Origin of the sequence: Levilactobacillus tujiorum (assembly GCF_012641185.1) — a bacterium.
Classification (GTDB): domain Bacteria; phylum Bacillota; class Bacilli; order Lactobacillales; family Lactobacillaceae; genus Levilactobacillus; species Levilactobacillus tujiorum.
Genome location: NZ_JAAXLK010000005.1, coordinates 32,251 through 51,222 on the forward strand (window position 1 = coordinate 32,251; position 18,972 = coordinate 51,222).

An 18,972-nucleotide genomic window follows, 5' to 3' on the forward strand; every position below is an offset into this window, starting at 1 on the left:
CATGTACAATGTAACGAGACTAACGAGTGACTGCTTGATTAGTCCGTACGGGTGCCGACCTTCCTAGCCGGGAAGTGAAACCCAGCCGGATGCGTGAGACCATTCGGTTGCAAAGCCCGTTGAAGTCTGTGCGTCGAGTGATGACGCATTGAAAGATAGGGATTTTTATGGATAAGCAACAATCGCAGGTGGACTTAGCGAACGATATGACGCTACGTGAAGCCCTGCGGCATAAGGATGTCGTCCGCAACGAACTGATCGCGGGAGTGACTGGATTCTTCGCCATCTCGTATATTATCATTGTGAATCCGCTGATTTTAAAAGATGCGGGTATTCCCACTGATTTAAGTGTCTTCGCGACCATCTTCTCCTCGGTGATCGGGTGTTTGGTCATGGCCTTTTGGGCCAACGCACCAATCATCTTAACGCCGGGGATGGGGGTCAACGCCTTCTTTACCTACACCATTGTGGTGAACATGGGTCTGAGTTGGCAAGAGGCCTTGGGAATCGCGGCGGTCGCCAGTTTCATTTATATGTTGATCGCCTTTACTAAGGTGTCGACGATTCTATCGGAGGCGATTCCTGAATCGCTGAAGAGTGGGATCACTGCGGGGATTGGGCTCTTCCTGGTGGAAATCGGTCTGGAGAAAGCCGGACTGATTGTGGCTGGGAAGACGTCCTCGCTGGTGGTATTAGGGGACTTGACCAAGCCCACGCCGTTACTGGCGCTGTTCGGTCTGGTTCTGAGCCTGATCCTGTACATCCGCAAGGTGAAGGGGAACTTCTTCATTGCGATTATCGCAACGAGTCTAGTTGCCTTCTTCTTCGGGGTAAAGGACAGCGATACGCCCAGCGTTGACCTCGCACGGTTAGGCCAATATCACGAGATCGTCTTCAAGAATGATTTCTCTCACTGGTTGAGCACGCCATTTGTTCTGGCAGCCTTCTCGATGACCATGATTCTGGTCTTTGAATCAATGGGTCTTCTGCAAGGCCTGTTGCCTAACCAAAAGAAGTTCAAAAAGACGTTTGAAGGTAGTTCGGTCACAACCTTCCTGTCGAGTTTCTTAGGGACCAGTCCTACGGTTGCCGCGGCTGAAAGTGCTTCGGGAATCGAGACTGGTGGGCGAACAGGAATCATGGCCCTGGTGGCTGCGGTACTGTTTGCACTGTCATTGATCTTCGTGCCTCTGCTGGCTTACGTGCCATCAGCGGCCATTGCGCCGGTAATCATTATTACTGGGGCGTTGATGATGGCAGCTATCGGGAACATTAAAATGGCAGATTTCTCTGAATGGTTTCCAGCCTTTCTGATCATTGTGCTGATTCCATTCACCAACAGCATTTCGACTGGTCTGGCCTTTGGTTTCGTCTGCTACCCAATTATGAAGTTGGTGTTAGGGAAAGCCAAAGAGATGACTTGGCCCGTCTACCTGTTAGGCGTGCTGTTCCTACTTGATTTAGTATTTAGTGCCCTGCTGTAACGGCGGGGTTTCACTTAAGGGTTAAACGTAAGCGGTTACCGACCGCACTAAAAAATGAATTCATTTCATTGGGAGGAAATTAACATGACGATTAAAGTTCTTATGGATACAGACCCAGGTATTGACGACGCAGCTGCTTTGACGATGGCCATCAACGACCCTAACATCGACTTGAAGTTGATCACGACGGTTGCGGGTAACGTAACGGTTGATAAGACCACCATCAACGCCTTGAAGATTGTTCGGTTCTTTAACCAAGACATTCCAGTTGCTGCTGGTGCTGAACAACCACTGTTCAAGGATTTCGAAGATGCTGCCCGGATTCACGGTGCTTCAGGGATGCCTGGTTACGAATTCCCAACGGATCTGCCTAAGCCATTACACAAGACGGCCGTTGAAGCCTTACATGATGAGATCATGGCAAGTTCCGACCCAATTACGCTGGTTCCAACTGGTTCTTACACCAACATTGCGTTACTCTTCTCCGAATACCCAGAAGTAAAGAGCCACATTGACCGGATCGTTGCCATGGGTGGTGCTTTAGGCAAAGGGAACATGACCAGTGCTGCTGAGTTCAACGTCTTCACCGACCCAGATGCCGCCGCAATTGTTTACAAGTCTGGTATTCCAATCGTGATGGTTGGTTTGGACATCACTATGAAGGCCCTTCTGACTCACGAAAGTATCGAAGAATTGCCAAAGATCAGCGAGACTGGGAAGATGCTGCATGACATCATCATTAACGATGGTGACAACAGTGACAGCGGGATCGCGATGCATGACGTGAACACCATCTTCTACCTGCTTCACCCAGAAGCAATCAAGACGGAAGACATGTGGATTGACGTTGTGACTGATGGCCCAGCCATTGGTGAAACGGTTGGTGACATCCGTGGTGCTTACCACGATGGCAAGACCAACGCCAAGGTTTCCGTAGACATTGACGCCGAAGCCTTCAACAAGTGGTTCCTTGAAGAAGTTCGCGCCATCAAGAACTAGGTTACTGCCTGCGTACTGAAATGAAATATGAACCATTAGAGGCTTTCTCCGGTTGGAGGGAGCCTCTTTTTTCGGTATCGCGCCTTAGCCATTCAAGGATGGATTGGAGCTTACGCCTTACCGTTCGCAAAATTTGGGCTGGAACGCTGTGGGGAGGCCGGTCTAAGCCATAGAGCGGTCTTAGACCTCGCTTTGAGCCGTGAATCGTGTCTCGAAGTCGCCATTTACCAAGAAAGGGCACTTGGTAAATCCCACGGCTGAGCCCAAATTTTGTTCACTCACGGCTACGGTGGTTGTCCTTCATACAGGACGCCATACGGAATGTAGGCTTGTGTGATTAAATGTTTGGATCAACCGTTCGCGTAACCGAAGGAGGGCAGGTGGGGAGAACTTTTCTGACACTATTAGCCAAGGCTCTTTACTTGATTCGCAGTAGTCCAAATTTGGCGAACGGCAAGGCGAATGGCCGTAGCGACCAATTCTTTACAGAAACAAAAACCATTCCATACAAAAACGATACATCGAGTTGGTACCATAGACTTAAATCAAGGGGAAGAGGATGATCGTATGTCGACAATGGATATCGAGACGTTGATCATACTGATTGTGACTTGGTTGCCGATGTTATGGTTTTCCCGACCACCAAAACGTCATGGCTAGCCGGTGATGCCATCACTGGTTATCAAGAAAGGGTATCGTGAATGCAGAGAAATTCACGGTACCTTTTTTCGTGCGAAAATTTAAGCGGCTGATTAGTTTCGCGAACGGGTGAGTTTGCTCACTATTTGCGAAAACTTTACATGATGTTGACATAGACCATACCAATTATTTACAAAACTTCGCTATGCTAGACTTAACTTAGGGATAGTCGGTCGGGCTTGCTGTCAGGAAGCACCGACGACGATCAAGTCGGTTTGGGGGGCAACGGGGCCATGAATAAGTTCACCATCGTGCATTTGTCTGATCCACAGCTAACAGCGGCTACCGTCGTACCACGGTATCACCAGCAAGTGTCGCCAATTAAGAAGTTACAGCAGGTTTTTGATGATGTCCTCAGCCATCAAATTCAGCCGGATCTGATCGTGATTGGTGGCGACCTATTACAGAATGGGACGGCGCAAGACTACGCACAGTTGCGGTCGTATTTAGACGTGCAAGCTGACCGGTTACAGGCGCCGATCCAAGTGATTCTGGGTGATCAGGATGATCGGACAGCGTTCAATGCCGGTTATCTGGCGCAGGCACACCAGCGTTATTACGCGTATAAGCAAATTTATCAAAACATGGATTTCTACTTTCTCGATTCTAAGTGGGAGGCGCATAAGGAGGCTGGTTGGCTGGACCGTGAGCAGTTAGATTGGTTGAATAAGAACCTCCACATTGCGCCCAGACGCCGTGCTTTTATTTTTCTCCACCACCCACTGGATGCCCCGGCGCTTCGGTCAATGCGGTATACGCTGTTGCAGAACAACCGTGAGTTGTTGGCGATTTTGCATGGGCATAACATTGGTGGGGTGTTTGCCGGGCACCTACATTTTGGGGCGAGCTACTTGGTTGATAACACGATTCCGGTCACGGCAGTGGGGTCGACCGCAACCTACATTAACTGTCAGAATCCTCACCAGCATGAAGTTTACGATGCAGTCGACTACAACGTCATCACCATTCAGCGGGGGATCGCCAGCGTGACGAATCATCCCCTCTACCTGGGGCAGCAGGTGATCGACAACATTACGGTGACCAATACGGGATTCGCTAAACACCGGCCCAGACTAACGGGGATGCGGCGGGCGGTCAATGATCCGTTTGGATAGTGCCACTGGTTAACTGCCTATACTGGCCGAAAATTAAACAATCACGTATCAGGGGTCTGGGACAAGCGTCTCAGATCCCTTTCTCGTCTGGCCCGCTCTCATCCGAGTTGCACTAGGGCCTTAACAGGAGAATGATTTTCCCCGGGATAAGCGTTTCATGTGAACCGGATTTTCGGTATAATAGGAAACGACGTGATAACGGCCGACCGAATTGTCAGTTTTGCTTGGCAGGTCGGTTGCGTTTCGGAAGTAAGTAAGGTAAAGTATAATCAAGCGTGAAACAATTGTGTTTCACAGAAGTGAACTGGGAGATAGTGTATGAATCCAGAAGAGTTTCGTGCCGCGCTGGCACAGCAAGGCATTGAATTAACGGCGACACAGGAACAACAATTTGCGACATATTTCGAGTTCTTAGTGGCGACGAATGAGCACGTCAATTTAACGACGATTACGGCGGAGCCAGATGTCTATTTGAAACATTTTTATGACTCAGTGACGCCGGCTTTTTATGTGCCAGAATTGCGGACAGCACCTTTAACCGTCTGTGATGTTGGTGCCGGGGCCGGGTTCCCGTCGCTGCCGCTGAAGATTTTATTCCCGCAGTTACAGATCAGTATTGTGGATTCTCTGAATAAGCGGATCACCTTCCTGAATGAATTGGCGGCCAAGCTCAACCTCACGGGGGTGGCATTTCACCATGCTCGGGCGGAGGAATTTGGTGGCAAACGGGCCGCTAACCGTGAAGGCTATGATCTGGTCTTAGCCCGTGCGGTGGCCCGGATGTCCGTACTTAGCGAACTCTGCTTGCCACTGGTCAAAGTGGGCGGCCAATTTGTGGCCCTGAAAGCAGCGGCCACCGCTGATGAACTCGCGGTGAGTCACACGGCGATTACCACATTGGGCGGTCAGTTGAGTGCTGACCACGCATTTGAACTGCCCGTCAGTCAAGATCAACGCCACATTGTGGTTATCGACAAGGTGAAGCACACGCCTAAGCGTTACCCCCGGAAAGCGGGAACGCCAAATAAAGAACCGTTAGAAGATTAATGGGATGGGGGTAAGATAATTGCCATTTTCATTATTTGGAAATAATCGGGAGAAGGCGACACAGCCGACACATCCCGTGAAACAAAACGTGGTGATGATTCCGGTTGGTCAGATCATTCCCAACCGCTTCCAGCCGCGCCAACGGTTTGATCCCGCAGCGATTACGGAACTGGCGCAGACTATCGAAGAACATGGCCTGTTACAACCCATCGTGTTGCGTCAGTATGAAGCCGATCATTACGAGATTATTGCTGGTGAGCGGCGGTTTCGGGCCGTCAATAGTCTTAAATGGACAGAGGTTCCCGCGATCGTTGAAGAGATGAATGACGATGAGACCGCGTCGATGGCCTTGATCGAGAATCTCCAACGGGAGGAACTGTCCGCCATTGAAGAGGCGCATGCCTACCAGAAACTGATGGAACTCAACCACATGACGCAGGCGCAGTTGGCTGAGGGCATCGGTAAGAGTCAGGGCTTTGTCGCCAATAAGCTCCGCTTGCTGAAGCTGGCGGAACCCGTGCGCAACGCCATTTTGAACCGTCAAATCACTGAACGCCACGGGCGCGCCTTACTAGCACTGCCCGAAGCCGACCAACCCGCCATGCTTAAGCGAATTGCGGCCGATCAATTGACCGTCAAGGAGACGGAAGCCTTGATTGCCAAGCATAAGCGGCCCAAGAAGCGGCGTAAGGTGACAAAGCACGGCGTTTCTGGAGACACTCGCGTAGCCGTCAACACGATTCGGCAGTCCGTTAAGATGGTGACGGACGCCGGGTTGCCCCTGACGACCAAGGAAGAAGAAACAGCTGATAGTTACCGCATCATCATTGACATTCCCAAAGAAAGCTAGAGGTGGAACGACATATGGGCTATATCATCGCATTAGCCAATCAAAAAGGTGGCGTGGGTAAGACCACGACCGGGGTTAATTTAGGCGCTGCATTGGCATCCGCTGGCAAGCGGGTCTTGCTGGTAGATACCGATGCTCAAGGTAACGCGACTAGTGGTGTCGGTATTCAAAAAGCCACCATTGAACGCGAAGTTTACGATGTTTTGGTTAACGAAACACCGATTGCCGACGCGATTTTGCATACGGAACATTCAGGGTTGGATATCGTTCCCGCAACGATTCAGCTTTCTGGAGCCGAGATCGAGCTCACCCCAATGATGGCGCGCGAGACCCGACTGAAGGATGCGTTGGATGAGATTCGTGACCAGTACGATTACATTTTGATTGATTGTCCGCCTTCGCTGGGGCTGTTGACCATTAACGCGTTTACGGCTGCCAATTCCATTTTGATTCCCGTGCAGAGTGAATACTATGCGCTGGAAGGATTGACGCAACTGTTAAATACGGTGAAACTGGTTCAAAAGCACTTTAACCGCGATCTGAAGATTGAAGGGGTGCTGTTGACCTTGTACGATGCCCGGACTAATTTGGGCAAGCAGGTCAACGAAGAAGTGAAAAAGTATTTCCAAAACAAGGTCTACGCGACGATCATTCCCCGGAATGTCCAGTTGGCGGAAGCACCGAGTCACGGAATGCCAATTATTGATTACGCACCCAAGTCTAAGGGTGCCGAAGTGTACACTGAACTCGCAAAGGAAGTGCTAGCTGCCCATGGCAAGTAAGAAAGAGAAAAGTTTAGGGCGCGGAATCGACGCGCTGTTTGCCGAAAACGGCGTGGATGCTGGCGAAGAGACGGTCGTTGACTTAACTTTAGCTGACATTCGTCCGAACCCGTACCAACCACGGCAGAAGTTCGATCATAAGGGATTAAACGACTTAGCGGCCTCCATTGAGAAGACGGGGGTTTTCCAGCCGATTATTGTGCGCCAACCGGACAAGCGGGCGAACCGTTACGAGATTCTCGCGGGTGAGCGGCGTTTCCGGGCTTCAAAATTAGCTGGTAAGGAGACGATCCCCGCGATTGTAAGAGACGTGACTGAAGAACAAATGATGGAGATCGCCGTGTTGGAGAACTTACAACGCGAAGATCTGACGCCCCTGGAAGAGGCCGAAGCCTACGATACCTTGATGACCAAGTTGACCTTAACGCAGGCGCAGGTCTCCGAACGATTGGGCAAGAGCCGCCCATACATTGCCAACTACTTGCGGTTACTAGGACTGCCTAAAGTGGTTAAGGACATGCTCCAGAAGAACGAGTTGTCGATGGGCCAAGCCCGGACCTTGCTTTCACTGAAGGATAAGACGAAGTTAGTCGCCTTAGCTAAGAAGGCTGTAGCCGATGGGATGACCGTTCGCGCCCTGGAAGCCGAAGTTAGCAAACTTAACGGGGCAGCTAAGAAATTGGCGAAGAAGCCCGCTAAGAAGAAGTCACCCTTCTTACGCTCAACGGAAAACCGGCTACAGGAACACTTTGGCACGCAGGTGTCCATCAACGAAGGCAACGGTGAGGACCATCAAGGTAAGATTGAGATTGAATACCTGTCCAATGATGATTTGAACCGCATTTTGGACTTGTTGGATATCCACACGGATTAGGCAAGGGAGGCCAAAGCATGTATGATTTAGGTGATTTGGTAGAAATGAAGAAGCCGCATCCTTGTGGCACTAACCGCTGGGAAATCACGCGGATGGGTGCCGATATCAAGATCAAATGTACCAATTGCGGCCACGTGGTGATGCTGTCACGGCGCGAGTTTGAAAAGAAATTAAAAAAGGTATTGGTCCGTAAGGCCGACACCAATAATGGAAAGAGTGAATAATTGCTATGTCATTAACTGCAGGGATCGTTGGCCTGCCGAACGTCGGGAAGTCAACTTTATTTAACGCGATTACCAAGGCGGGGGCCGAAATGGCCAACTACCCATTTGCCACAATCGACCCGAACGTGGGGATGGTGGAAGTACCAGATAGCCGACTCGACCGGATTCAAGCATTGATTCCAGCCAAAAAGGTGGTGCCCACCACGTTTGAATTTACGGATATTGCCGGGATTGTCAAAGGCGCCAGCAAGGGTGAAGGTTTAGGAAACAAGTTCCTCGAAAACATTCGCCAGGTGGATGCCATTGTCCACGTGGTACGGGCATTTGACGATGACAACATTACCCACGTTTCCGGTAAGATCGATCCAATTGAGGATATCGAAACGATCAACTTGGAACTGGGCTTATCCGACCTGGAAGCTGTCAACAAGCGTTTAGCCAAGGTTGAACGCGCTGCTAAGGGGAGCGACAAGGAAGCCAAGGCTGAATTGGCAGTCTTAACGAAGATCAAGCCCGTCCTCGAAGCCGGTGGTGCCGTACGGACGATTGACTTTGATGAAGACGAGACCAAGATTGTGAAGGGCTTGTTCTTATTGACCTCCAAGCCCGTCCTTTACGTGGCCAACATTGCCGAGGACGATATGGCTGATCCGGAGAACTCCAAGTACTTCAAGAGCATTCAGGATTATGCAGCTAAGGAAGGCGCAGAAGCCATCGCGGTTGCTGCCGAAGCCGAAGAAGAAATTGCTGAATTGGATGACGATGAGAAGCAAGACTTCCTCGAAGCCGAAGGGGTTGAAGAACCTGGGTTGAACCGGTTAATTCGGGCTTCTTACCACTTATTAGGCTTGCAAACGTTCTTTACGGCTGGTGGCAAGGAAACCCGTGCCTGGACGTTTAAGACGGGAACTAAGGCGCCACAAGCGGCCGGGATCATTCACTCTGACTTCGAACGAGGATTTATCCGTGCCGAAGTCATGGCGTTTGCGGACCTGGACAAGTATGAATCCGAAGCAGCCGTTAAGGAAGCTGGTAAGCTCCGGGTTGAAGGTAAAGACTACGTGATGGAAGACGGCGACATTGTCGAATTCCGGTTCAACGTTTAGAAGGGAACAGACTTAAATGAGTGATAACAAGCAAACTCCGCGTAATGCGGGCGTTCATCAACAACGTAATCGCGTTGCTGTCAATGAACGGGCAGCGTTTGATAACATCGGGTTAACCAAGCGTAACGCCGAATACATGTACCGCTTCAACAAGGAACTTGAGAAGACCAAGTTGACGCCGGAAAAGAAGGCTCAGGCCGTGCAAGACATGGTTAACGAGCTGGTTGACGGCCAGAAGAGTGGTAAGACTGGGAAGAACACGTACGGTGACATTGAAGCGCGGGTCAAGGAAGTGGTTGAAGGTCCTACAAAGCCCGACAATGAACTGTTTGGGCGTAACTATTGGCCTAACATGTTGTACAACGCCTTGACGTTCTTCATGATCTTTAACCTGATGTTTGGGTTAATGTACCTCTTCTCACCAAAGCTGATGACGACGAGTCGGCCAGTCGGAATTACGGCCATCACTGTTAGTGCTTTGATTGCCGGCTTCATTCTGCCGATCATGCCACGGCTGTTTAGTCCTAAGATCAAGCACCGCCTCAATGGGTTCGTGCGTGCACTGATCGTCTTGGCTGGGTTCCTGGTCTGGATGGCGTTGTTCTACTTGGCACAAATGCTGCCAGGCATCGTCAATCCAATCCTGATGCCATGGCCAAGCATTATCCTGGGTGTGGTCTCCATCGGGGTCATGTTCTGGATGCGGCGGACCTACAAGATCAATGGTGGGTTCTTCGGTTAACATTAAATAAACGACAACAAGAATTGTGGTTGATCGTCACTCAAAGAAGTGGCGGTCAACCACTTTTTTTGTGGTATGACGCCGCCTTACCGTTCTTCACCTGCGGCTGTCAGGGATTCCGGCTGCTGTGGGGACCGCCTGCGGCCTGAGAAGCGGTCCTCCGGCTCGGTTGGAAGCCCGGAACCCCACCGGTCTTCCAACACGTCCCACGCTGTAAGCCGAGAATCGGCTAACAGCGTCGACACAGCTGCCTCCACCCTGACCTCCTCCGGTGACGTGACTAATTTGGTTTGACACTTGGTCCCGAAACATTCTGGTATATCAATGGGTTATGACGACGGTTAGACTGACTTGTGAACGTAGCCGTGAGTGAGTCAAATTTGGGCCCAGCCGTGGGATTTACCAAGTGGTCCTCTTGGTAAATGGCGACTTTAAGACGGGGGCTTTCGGCTTAAAGCGAGGCTAGAGACCGGTCCTTGGCTCTAGCCGTCCTTCCCGCAGCGTTCCGGCCCAAATTTGGCGAACGGTAAGGCGAATATTTTACAAGTTGATGGTCTATCGGCGTTACCATTGATTGGGATGGCCGTTGGTACTGGATAAGGTCGGTGGGGCACATCGCGAGGCCCGCTGATTTTATTTCGCAGCTAACTGGGTAAATTTTATGGCTTGTCGCCCATCACCTGGGGACCTATGATGTCACCAAGTAGTTGAGCCGCTCATGGACTCGATGAAAAATTTCATTTTCGTGGGGAGGATTTTTTATGAAAAAAATCTTTGGGTACGTACTGGGGTTAGTTGCTGCATTATTTGCCGCCGGGGCCATTGCGACTACTGCTAACGCTGATGGGAGTAGTGCTGATGCCGCGAGTGGCAGTAGCAGTGCTGCCAGCGGTGCGGTAGCGCCAGCCATGGGGGCCAATGATGCTAGTGGCGCTGGGGCGATGAGTGCTGCTAACAGCAGTAGTATGGCCGCACCGGCTAAACATGCAAGGAAGCACGCGAAGAAGTTAGCCAAGAAGCGGCCGATGAAGCGAATCGCTAAGAAGCGGATCAAGCGGGCGAAGAAATTAGCGGCCGCCAAGAAGATGCGTGGGCGCTACCACTACCGCAAGGACAACCGCGAGATTCTGTTCCAGAAGGGCAAGAAGGGCGCCGAAGTGGAACTCTTCAACCGTAAGGGACAAGAAATCAAGAAGTTCAAGGTTCGTAAGGATGGCCGCTTTGAAATTAAGCTGACTAAGAAGCAGGCGGCAAAGCTGGATAAGGGCGGCAAGTACTTCCGCTTCGATGTTCACCAGAAGGGCTATCGGCCTTATGAGATTCGCTACTACATTTACAAATAGAATGCGATTGCTGTTCAGTCGTACGGCGGATAGGTAGACTGGACGTACCGGTTAGCCGTATGGCCGGGCGAAGCGGAAATAGCCAGAACTGAGTCGGTGTCGCTGCACATCGCTCGTTTTCCGAATTGCCCGAACCAGCCGAGATTCCCGGCGAATAACCCAGTAAAATGAACGCATCCATTAAGGGTCAACGATAGAAAAGGCGTGGGCAACCACGTCTTTTCTTATCCGCTCAGATTGATTGTTCACCGAATTAATGAGGAGGGGTCACCATGTTGAAGCGAATCCATTTGAAGCTCCGCAGTCCAGATGGTCAATCACTGGGGATACTGACGATTGTTGGAGCCTTTATCATGACGTTTTGTTCGTATACGTCCCCGGCGTTTTACTTCGATACCTCACCGGACAACAACGCCTTCTTCACGGTCGGCAAAGCAATGATGAATGGCATTGTGCCCTACAAAGACATCTTTGAACAGAAGGGCCCCTACGTGTACTTTCTCCATGGTCTGGCCTACTTGGTATCGTCGCGCAGTTTTTTGCTGATCTTCCTCTACGAAATTGCGACGGTTACCGCGGCGATGTTCTTCGTTTATAAAATAGCCAAATTACTCAACGCCACTGAGCTACCGGCGTTACTGACGGCACTGTTATCACCGCTATTATTCTTGTACCACCCCTACTATGACTACGGGGACACCGTGGAATTCTTTACGTTGCCGTTGTTGTTATCGCTGATCTATCTGATTGTGTTACTGGATCGCCGGCACTTTGCGGTGAGTCATTGGTGGTATGTGGCGCAGGGGGCCATAGTCGGCATCGTCTTTTTGTCGAAATACACGCTGCTCGGGGCTTGGATTGTCTTCTACTTGCTGGTGGTGGGCCGGCTGCTGGTTAAACGCCAGTGGCGGCAGTTGGGCCGGGTGATTGGTTGGAGTGCGGCGGGGTTCCTGCTGACGACGGTGCCGTGGCTGATCTATTTCACGGCGACCGGGTCACTGCGCGCCTTCATCAATGTCTACATTCTCTTCAATACCAAGGTGTACCTGACGTCCTCCGTGGCGGCTTTTGCCAACCTCGTTCAATCGGTCACGCTCGTTTCGCAATTTTACTGGGGCAACGTCCTGTTCTTTGCGTTGGGCGTAGTGGGAACGTTGATCGTGATTTTCCAACCCACCATTTTTCGCAGTAATTTTGGGCGGGGGCTGTATTTAGCGAGTGCGCTGGGCTGTGATTTACTGGCATTGTATGGCTATCAAGCCGGGTCCGTCTATCAGTACTACCAGCTGATTTACTTTGGCTTCTTCGTGCTACCCTTTATTTACTTCTGTTTACTCTTCTTCCGGCACGTTCCGCTGCCCGCGGCGGATGCGCCGTTTCCAATCCTCGCCACGCTGATCTTGAGTTTGTTTTTGGTGCTGGGCGTCAATAATAACGTGACTAATTCGAAAGTTTTCCCGAACAACACGTCGATCACCGAAAAACAGACGACCAAGCCCCAACAGCCTGCTCAGCTAGAATTTGGCCGGATCATGCGACGGGATAACCCGACTGGGACCCGACTGACGCTGTTAAATTACGGCTCGATTGACATGGGCTTCTATACGGCGTCGGGGGCCGTGCCGACGACCTATTTCTTCCAGAACTACAACATTCCGCAGAGTGCCGCACCGCAGATCCTGCAATCGCAGCGTGACGTGATTAGTCGCCATCAAGTGGAGTGGGTTGTCCTGAACACGCCGGCGGGGAAGACCGTTAAGCAGTGGCAGGGCGGCAGTGGACGAATCACGAGTGGCAACCTCAACCCTGGGACGAGCAAGCTGGCCAAAACGCTGACGCGCCATTACCGGCAAGTGGCCCAACACACGCAAGTCTTCGAGGGGGTTAATGTGACGTATTGGCTGTATCAACGGAAATGACGGCGAATTTAGCGGTCAAATGATGGGCGTCGATGAGTATTAAGCAAACTGAATGGATAAGTTGACAACTATTTTATCCTACGACTCTTTTACTGGATGGACTCGATTTGTAAATGATAGTTCGGTGAGAGTCCTTGACCTGAGTGGCCTAGACTGGTAAATTTAGAAACAATATCTCCCAGGATTCCTAGCCGAGCCTGAGACTAAATAAGAGGAGCGAGATCAACTATGTCTAATTGGGACACGAAGTTTGCTAGAGAAGGAATCACATTTGATGATGTTTTATTAATACCCGCTGAAAGTCACGTTTTGCCGAATGAAGTTGATTTGAGTGTCCAATTGGCACCGAATTTAAAGTTGAACGTTCCTTTCCTGAGCGCCTCAATGGATACGGTCACGGAAACCACGATGGCCACCACGATGGCGCGCAACGGTGGGCTGGGCGTCATCCACAAGAACATGGCGGCCGCTGACCAAGCACAAATGGTTGCCGACGTTAAAGCGATCGAAAATGATGCCAAGCAATTCCCTAACGCGGCCGTTGACGCCAACAATCACTTGCTGGTGGCCGCAGCGGTCGGGGTGACTTCTGACACCTTTGATCGTGCTGGTGCCCTACTTAAAGCCGGTGCTGACGCGATCATTATTGATACGGCACACGGCCATTCCGCTGGAGTATTGCGGAAGGTCGCTGAGATTCGCCAACAGTTCCCAGATGCAACGCTGATTGCGGGTAACGTTGCGACGGGCGAAGGGACCCGGGCACTGTTTGAAGCCGGCGTTGATGTCGTTAAAGTGGGGATTGGACCTGGTTCAATCTGCACGACGCGGGTGGTTGCTGGTGTGGGGGTTCCCCAGATTACGGCAATTTACGATGCAGCTAACGTGGCGCGTGAATTTGGCAAGCCGATTATCGCTGATGGTGGGATCAAGTACTCCGGCGATATCGTGAAGGCTTTGGCCGCCGGTGGTAACGCCGTGATGTTTGGTTCCATGCTGTCCGGGACCGATGAAGCACCTGGTGAGATCATCGAAGATAACGGGAAGAAATACAAGACGTACCGGGGGATGGGGAGCCTAGCTTCTATGTCTCACGGGTCCGCCGATCGTTACTTCCAAGGTGGCGTCAACGAAGCCAACAAGTTAGTGCCAGAAGGTATCGAAGCCCGCGTGGAATACAAGGGTAGCGTTAACGATATCATCTTCCAAATGGTGGGTGGTTTACGTTCTGGTATGGGCTACACGGGCAGTGCCAACGTTCAAAGCCTGATTGATAACGCGCAATTCGTCCGGATTTCTAATGCGGGTCTGATTGAATCACACCCTCACGACGTGCAAATCACGAAGGCCGCACCTAACTACAAATAAACTGTAAATTTACGAGGACCGATTGCCTGAGGGCGGTCGGTCCTTTTTCAATGGCTAGTCAATGAAGGTTGAAAGAACAAAATTCGCTGTCAGCGTTCGATATGGTAAGGATGGCAAACGAAAAAGTAGGCTAAACCATTCACCTGCGGCTGACGGAGATTCCGCCTGCTGTGGGGACCGCCTACGGCCTGAGAAGCGGTCCTCCGGCTCGGTTTGAAACCTGACAGAAATCGTCAGTTTCCAAACACGTCCCACGCTGTAAGCCGAGAATCGGCTAACACCGTCGACACAGCTGGCTCCATCTCTGCCCTCCTCCGGTTAAGGGGAGTCTTTGCCAAACAAAATAGCTTAAACAACTGGTGCAGTGACATTGGATGAGAGTTAACTGTACTGGATAAAGCTTTCTGCCGACCTTTTTGGCTACTTGGAATGGCAGCGTACATTCAATAGTAATTGACAATATCTATGTAGCCGTGAGTGAGCCAAATTTGGGCTCAGCCGTGGGATTTACCAAGTGGTTTTCTTGGTAAATGGCGTCTTTGAGACGTGTTTTTTCGGCTCAAAGCGATGCCTAAGACCGGTCTGTGGCTTAGGCCGGCCTCCCCACAGCGTTCCAGCTCAAATTTGGCGAACGGTAAGGCGGACAGCTATAACCATTTTTCCTCAACTACTAAGTAACGTTTTTCAAAGTTACACCTGCCAGAAAAGTTAAGCCCACGTTAACCTTCGAGTTGGCGGTGTGGCCGTAAATAGTGTAAGATTAAGGAATGGTTAAGTGCCTTACGCCCGGCTAAAGGTTCGGGCTTTCTGGTCGCCTCGCGCGGGTTATTTGTTAGAATAGACATAAGCCTGCGGGGCAGGACCGCTAGTGAATTACCCTAGCAGAAAAGGAGAACAACCCACATGAAAATTTTAGTTGTCGATGACGATAAAGAAATTGCTCAATTATTGGAAATTTACATTAAAAATGAGGGTTACGAACCCCTCACCGCCTACAACGGTAAAGAAGCGTTGACCAAGCTCCACACGACGCCAGATATTGCCTTAATGATTTTGGATATCATGATGCCTGAAATGAGCGGTATTGAAGTGATGAAAGAAGTGCGGAAAGATTCACAGATTCCGATTTTGATTTTGTCAGCGAAGACCGGTGATATGGATAAAATCCAAGGCTTGATTTCCGGCGCTGATGATTATGTGACGAAGCCATTTAACCCACTCGAAGTGATGGCCCGGGTTAAGTCGCTGTTGCGGCGGAGCCAAGACCAAGTGACGGATGATAGTCCTGACATCTTGGACATTGGGACGCTGACGATCAACAAGGATTCGCATGAAGTTAAAACGATTGCTGGTAAGACGGTGTCTTTGACGGCGCTTGAATTTGGGATTCTTTACCTACTGGCGAGTCACCCCAACCGGGTCTTCTCAGCGGATGAAATCTTTGAGCGGGTTTGGCGGCAGGAAAGTATCGTCTCTGCCAAGACCGTCATGGTTCACGTGAGCCACTTGCGGGATAAGATCGAAGACGCCACCAACGGCGAAAAGGTCATTCAAACCGTTTGGGGCGTGGGCTACAAGATTGAATCTCACTAGCCTAGAATCAACTAATCAGATGAGAACCAGGTAGAGTAGGAGTGCAACATGAAACCATGTAACAAACAATTAAATAAACGGGGGCTGCGACCATGAAGTTAACCACACGCGAGAAGAGTGCGTTATTCATGGAAGGGGTTGTTACCGTCATCCTCCTGTTGATGCTGAACCTCGCTTTGCTGGTGCTGATTGTGCAAGCCATTGAGAGCAATCCAGGGTTACGGGACGGGATCTTTATTATCAAACGGTCCGTCGTGCTGGGCCCCAACCACTTTCAACTGTGGAGCTGGGAGAATCTCTTCATTGGCTTGATGTTGATTGCCGACGCCCTAGTGGTCTGGTGGCGGTTGATTCGGCGGTATCGGCAAATGCAGTTACGCCATATCATCGATGAACTTCACTACATTGCCAATGGGCATTTCGACCACCGAATTCCGTTTCGGGTCAGTGGGGACGTGCAACGGGTGGTGGATTCCGTCAATGCTTTGGTCGACTCGGTCATCAATTCAATGGATGAAGAACGGGCCATCGAGAAGTCTAAGGATGAGCTGATTACCAACGTCAGCCACGATATCCGCACGCCGTTAACGTCGATTATCGGTTATCTGGGGCTGATTGAGGATAAGCAGTATCACAACGAGGCGGACCTACTCAAATACACGCACACGGCCTTTCTGAAGTCTAAACAGATGAAATCGCTGGTGGACGACCTCTTCGAATACACGAAGGTTCGTCAGACGGATACGCCGTTGAGCCTGACCAACATTAATTTAGCCGCGATGCTAGAACAGTTGGGGGCCAGCTTCGAGTTGGAAGCCCAGAAGAAGGGCATGACGATCGGTGCCGAGAACTCATCGGAAACGATGATGATGGAGGCTGATCCTGAAAAATTAGTTCGAGTCTTCAACAATTTGGTCTCCAATGCCTTGAAGTACGGCGATGGTGGCAAGCACATTAACTTAGTCGCCACTCAACTCAGCGATCAGGAATTAGAAGTCCGGGTCACTAACGACGGGCCCAAGATTCCTAAGGCGTCATTGAACATGATCTTCGAGCGGTTTTACCGGGTCGAGGAGTCGCGGTCGAAGGAAACTGGCGGCACGGGCTTGGGCCTGGCGATCGCCCAGAGCATTGTGGCCCTGCACGGTGGGTACATTTACGTGGAGTCCGACGACGCGCTGACTAGCTTTGTGATTCACTTGCCGGTTAAGCACGATCAGCCGTTGGAAATTCCTCAACGGTTGCGGACCCCCGGTCAATAATGAGAGTTAACTAGACAAGAGTGGGACAAAAGGCGGTTAGCTGGCGAGCATTAAGGCTGATAACCGAATAATCCCGGGCCTGGATTGTTTGGTTATCAGTTTTAAGCGGAACCAGCTGCCTTTTGGCGCACGTTTCGACAATGTAAATTCGGATATACAAATTGGTCTGGGGCTTTTGTCCTAGACTCATACATAAGATAGAGGAGTTTTGATAGTCATGATGAAGCGAGTACGACAAATGGTGATTGGCTTGGTGACGGCGGTAACGCTGATCACGGGCGGAATCAGTAGTTTAGGTGCACCAGTGACGGCGCAGGCCGCTAGTCAACAGACGAGCACGACGGTTAATTTGAAGGCCAAGGCGGGAATCGCGGTTGACGCCAAGACGGGCCAGATTTTATATAGTAAGAACGCGGACCAGAAGTTACCCGTAGCGTCGATGACCAAGCTGTTATCAATCTACATGGTGCTGGACGCCATTCATGCCGGTAAGTTGAAGTGGGACCAAAAGATTACCATCAACAAGGATATCGCGAAGGTGGCCCAGGATACCAACTTGTCTAACGTGCCATTACGGGCCGGTCACAAATATACGGTAAAGGCCTTGTACCAAGCCTCGCTGATCTATTCAGCCAACGGTGCGGTCGAAGCCTTGGGTAGCGCCGTTGCCGGGTCACCACACGCTTTCGTCACGCAGATGAAGGCGCAGGCCAAGAAGCTGGGGATGACCGACGTTGAGATTTATAACGCGTGTGGGTTGACCAACAAACAGGTCGGTAAGCTCGGTTACAGCAACGTTAAGGGTTCCGCAGAAAACCAATGGTCGGCAGCCGATCAAGCTAAATTAGCCGTGGCGCTGTTGGACAAGTACCCAGAAGTCCTCCAGACCACGAACATTAAGAAGATGTGGTTTGAAAAGGGCACCAACGATGCCACCAAGATGGAGAACTGGAATTGGATGCTCAAGGGCCTGTCCGCGGCTTATTCCAAGCTACACGTTGATGGCCTGAAGACGGGAACGTCGGATGCTGCCGGGGCTAACTTTACCGGGACGGCCAATAACGACGGTAACCGGATTGTCACGGTGGTCTTACACGCTGCCCACAAGTCAGAGACCGATCCATCACGGTTCCAACAAACCCAGAAGATGATGTCTTACGTCTATAACAACTTTAAGACGGTGAGCTACCAGGCTGGTGACCAAGTGAAGGGTGCCAAGACGGTGACGACGCATGACGCCAAGGCCAAGACCGCTAAGACGGTGTTGGGCCAAGACGTTAAGCTCTGGATTCGCAATGATCAGATTGCCAGCAACATTTCAGCTAAGACTCAGTTGAAGGCGAAGTATAACGAAAAGGATCAGCTGGAAGCGCCAGTAGCCAAGGATGCGACGATTGGAACGGCTAACATTTCCTTGAAGGGTGATCAGTTGGGCTTCTTGGGCAATACCAAGACGACCAAGGTGCCATTGAAGGTGACGCAAGCCGTTGAGAAAGCCAATTTCTTTGTCCGGATTTGGCGGTCAATCGTGGCCTTATTCTAGTTAAATTGAAGAAGTCGAAATC

General features: G+C 50.9%; 16 protein-coding genes. All 16 read left to right on the forward strand.

Going from position 1 to position 18,972, the window contains the following annotated elements:
* Window positions 1-167 precede the first annotated feature (167 nt).
* The 16 genes from HF569_RS03515 (at window position 168) to HF569_RS03590 (ending at window position 18,950) form a co-directional block, all read left to right on the forward strand.
* Complete coding sequence (locus HF569_RS03515) at window positions 168-1,484, forward strand: NCS2 family permease (protein ID WP_168901343.1); 1,317 nt, start codon at window positions 168-170, stop codon at window positions 1,482-1,484.
* An 84-nt stretch (window positions 1,485-1,568) separates the two neighbouring features.
* Window positions 1,569-2,483, forward strand: coding sequence for a ribonucleoside hydrolase RihC (rihC, locus tag HF569_RS03520; RefSeq protein ID WP_168849909.1), 915 nt, complete (start codon window positions 1,569-1,571; stop codon window positions 2,481-2,483).
* Window positions 2,484-3,415: 932 nt separating this feature from the next.
* Window positions 3,416-4,297, forward strand: a complete 882-nt coding sequence (locus HF569_RS03525) for a metallophosphoesterase family protein (RefSeq protein WP_168901344.1) — start codon at window positions 3,416-3,418, stop codon at window positions 4,295-4,297.
* Window positions 4,298-4,615: 318 nt separating this feature from the next.
* Window positions 4,616-5,344, forward strand: a complete 729-nt coding sequence (rsmG, locus tag HF569_RS03530) for a 16S rRNA (guanine(527)-N(7))-methyltransferase RsmG (protein WP_168849907.1) — start codon at window positions 4,616-4,618, stop codon at window positions 5,342-5,344.
* Window positions 5,345-5,363: 19 nt separating this feature from the next.
* Window positions 5,364-6,194: a nucleoid occlusion protein gene (gene noc, locus HF569_RS03535; RefSeq protein ID WP_168849906.1), complete on the forward strand. Its 831-nt coding sequence runs from the start codon at window positions 5,364-5,366 to the stop codon at window positions 6,192-6,194.
* A 14-nt stretch (window positions 6,195-6,208) separates the two neighbouring features.
* On the forward strand, window positions 6,209-6,976 hold the full coding sequence (locus HF569_RS03540) for a ParA family protein (protein WP_168901345.1): 768 nt from the start codon (window positions 6,209-6,211) through the stop codon (window positions 6,974-6,976).
* Entirely contained in the window at window positions 6,966-7,850 is an 885-nt protein-coding gene (locus HF569_RS03545; RefSeq protein ID WP_168849904.1) for a ParB/RepB/Spo0J family partition protein, read from the forward strand. Before HF569_RS03540 ends, HF569_RS03545 begins: the two co-directional genes overlap by 11 nt.
* 17 nt (window positions 7,851-7,867) lie before the next feature.
* A complete protein-coding gene (locus tag HF569_RS03550; protein ID WP_168901346.1) occupies window positions 7,868-8,074 on the forward strand; it encodes a DUF951 domain-containing protein in 207 nt (68 codons plus the stop codon).
* A gap of 5 nt (window positions 8,075-8,079) precedes the next feature.
* The gene (gene ychF / locus HF569_RS03555; RefSeq protein WP_168901347.1) at window positions 8,080-9,180 is read left to right on the forward strand and encodes a redox-regulated ATPase YchF; all 1,101 of its coding nucleotides are present in this window, start codon (window positions 8,080-8,082) and stop codon (window positions 9,178-9,180) included.
* 16 nt (window positions 9,181-9,196) lie between these two features.
* Window positions 9,197-9,922 carry a DUF1129 domain-containing protein gene (locus HF569_RS03560; RefSeq protein WP_168849901.1) on the forward strand — a complete coding sequence of 242 codons (726 nt, stop codon included), beginning with the start codon at window positions 9,197-9,199 and terminating at the stop codon, window positions 9,920-9,922.
* A 761-nt stretch (window positions 9,923-10,683) separates the two neighbouring features.
* Complete coding sequence (locus HF569_RS03565; RefSeq protein ID WP_168901348.1) at window positions 10,684-11,265, forward strand: hypothetical protein; 582 nt, start codon at window positions 10,684-10,686, stop codon at window positions 11,263-11,265.
* A 272-nt stretch (window positions 11,266-11,537) separates the two neighbouring features.
* Window positions 11,538-13,184 (forward strand): teichoic acid glycosyl transferase, encoded by a 1,647-nt coding sequence (locus HF569_RS03570; protein WP_168901349.1) that lies wholly within the window; start codon window positions 11,538-11,540, stop codon window positions 13,182-13,184.
* A 228-nt stretch (window positions 13,185-13,412) separates the two neighbouring features.
* Window positions 13,413-14,552, forward strand: a complete 1,140-nt coding sequence (guaB, locus tag HF569_RS03575) for an IMP dehydrogenase (protein ID WP_168901350.1) — start codon at window positions 13,413-13,415, stop codon at window positions 14,550-14,552.
* Window positions 14,553-15,455: 903 nt separating this feature from the next.
* Window positions 15,456-16,145, forward strand: coding sequence for a response regulator transcription factor (locus HF569_RS03580; RefSeq protein ID WP_168849897.1), 690 nt, complete (start codon window positions 15,456-15,458; stop codon window positions 16,143-16,145).
* A 92-nt stretch (window positions 16,146-16,237) separates the two neighbouring features.
* Window positions 16,238-17,407 (forward strand): sensor histidine kinase, encoded by a 1,170-nt coding sequence (locus tag HF569_RS03585; protein WP_168901351.1) that lies wholly within the window; start codon window positions 16,238-16,240, stop codon window positions 17,405-17,407.
* Between the two features lie 217 nt (window positions 17,408-17,624).
* Entirely contained in the window at window positions 17,625-18,950 is a 1,326-nt protein-coding gene (locus HF569_RS03590; protein WP_232842549.1) for a serine hydrolase, read from the forward strand.
* Window positions 18,951-18,972 lie beyond the last annotated feature (22 nt).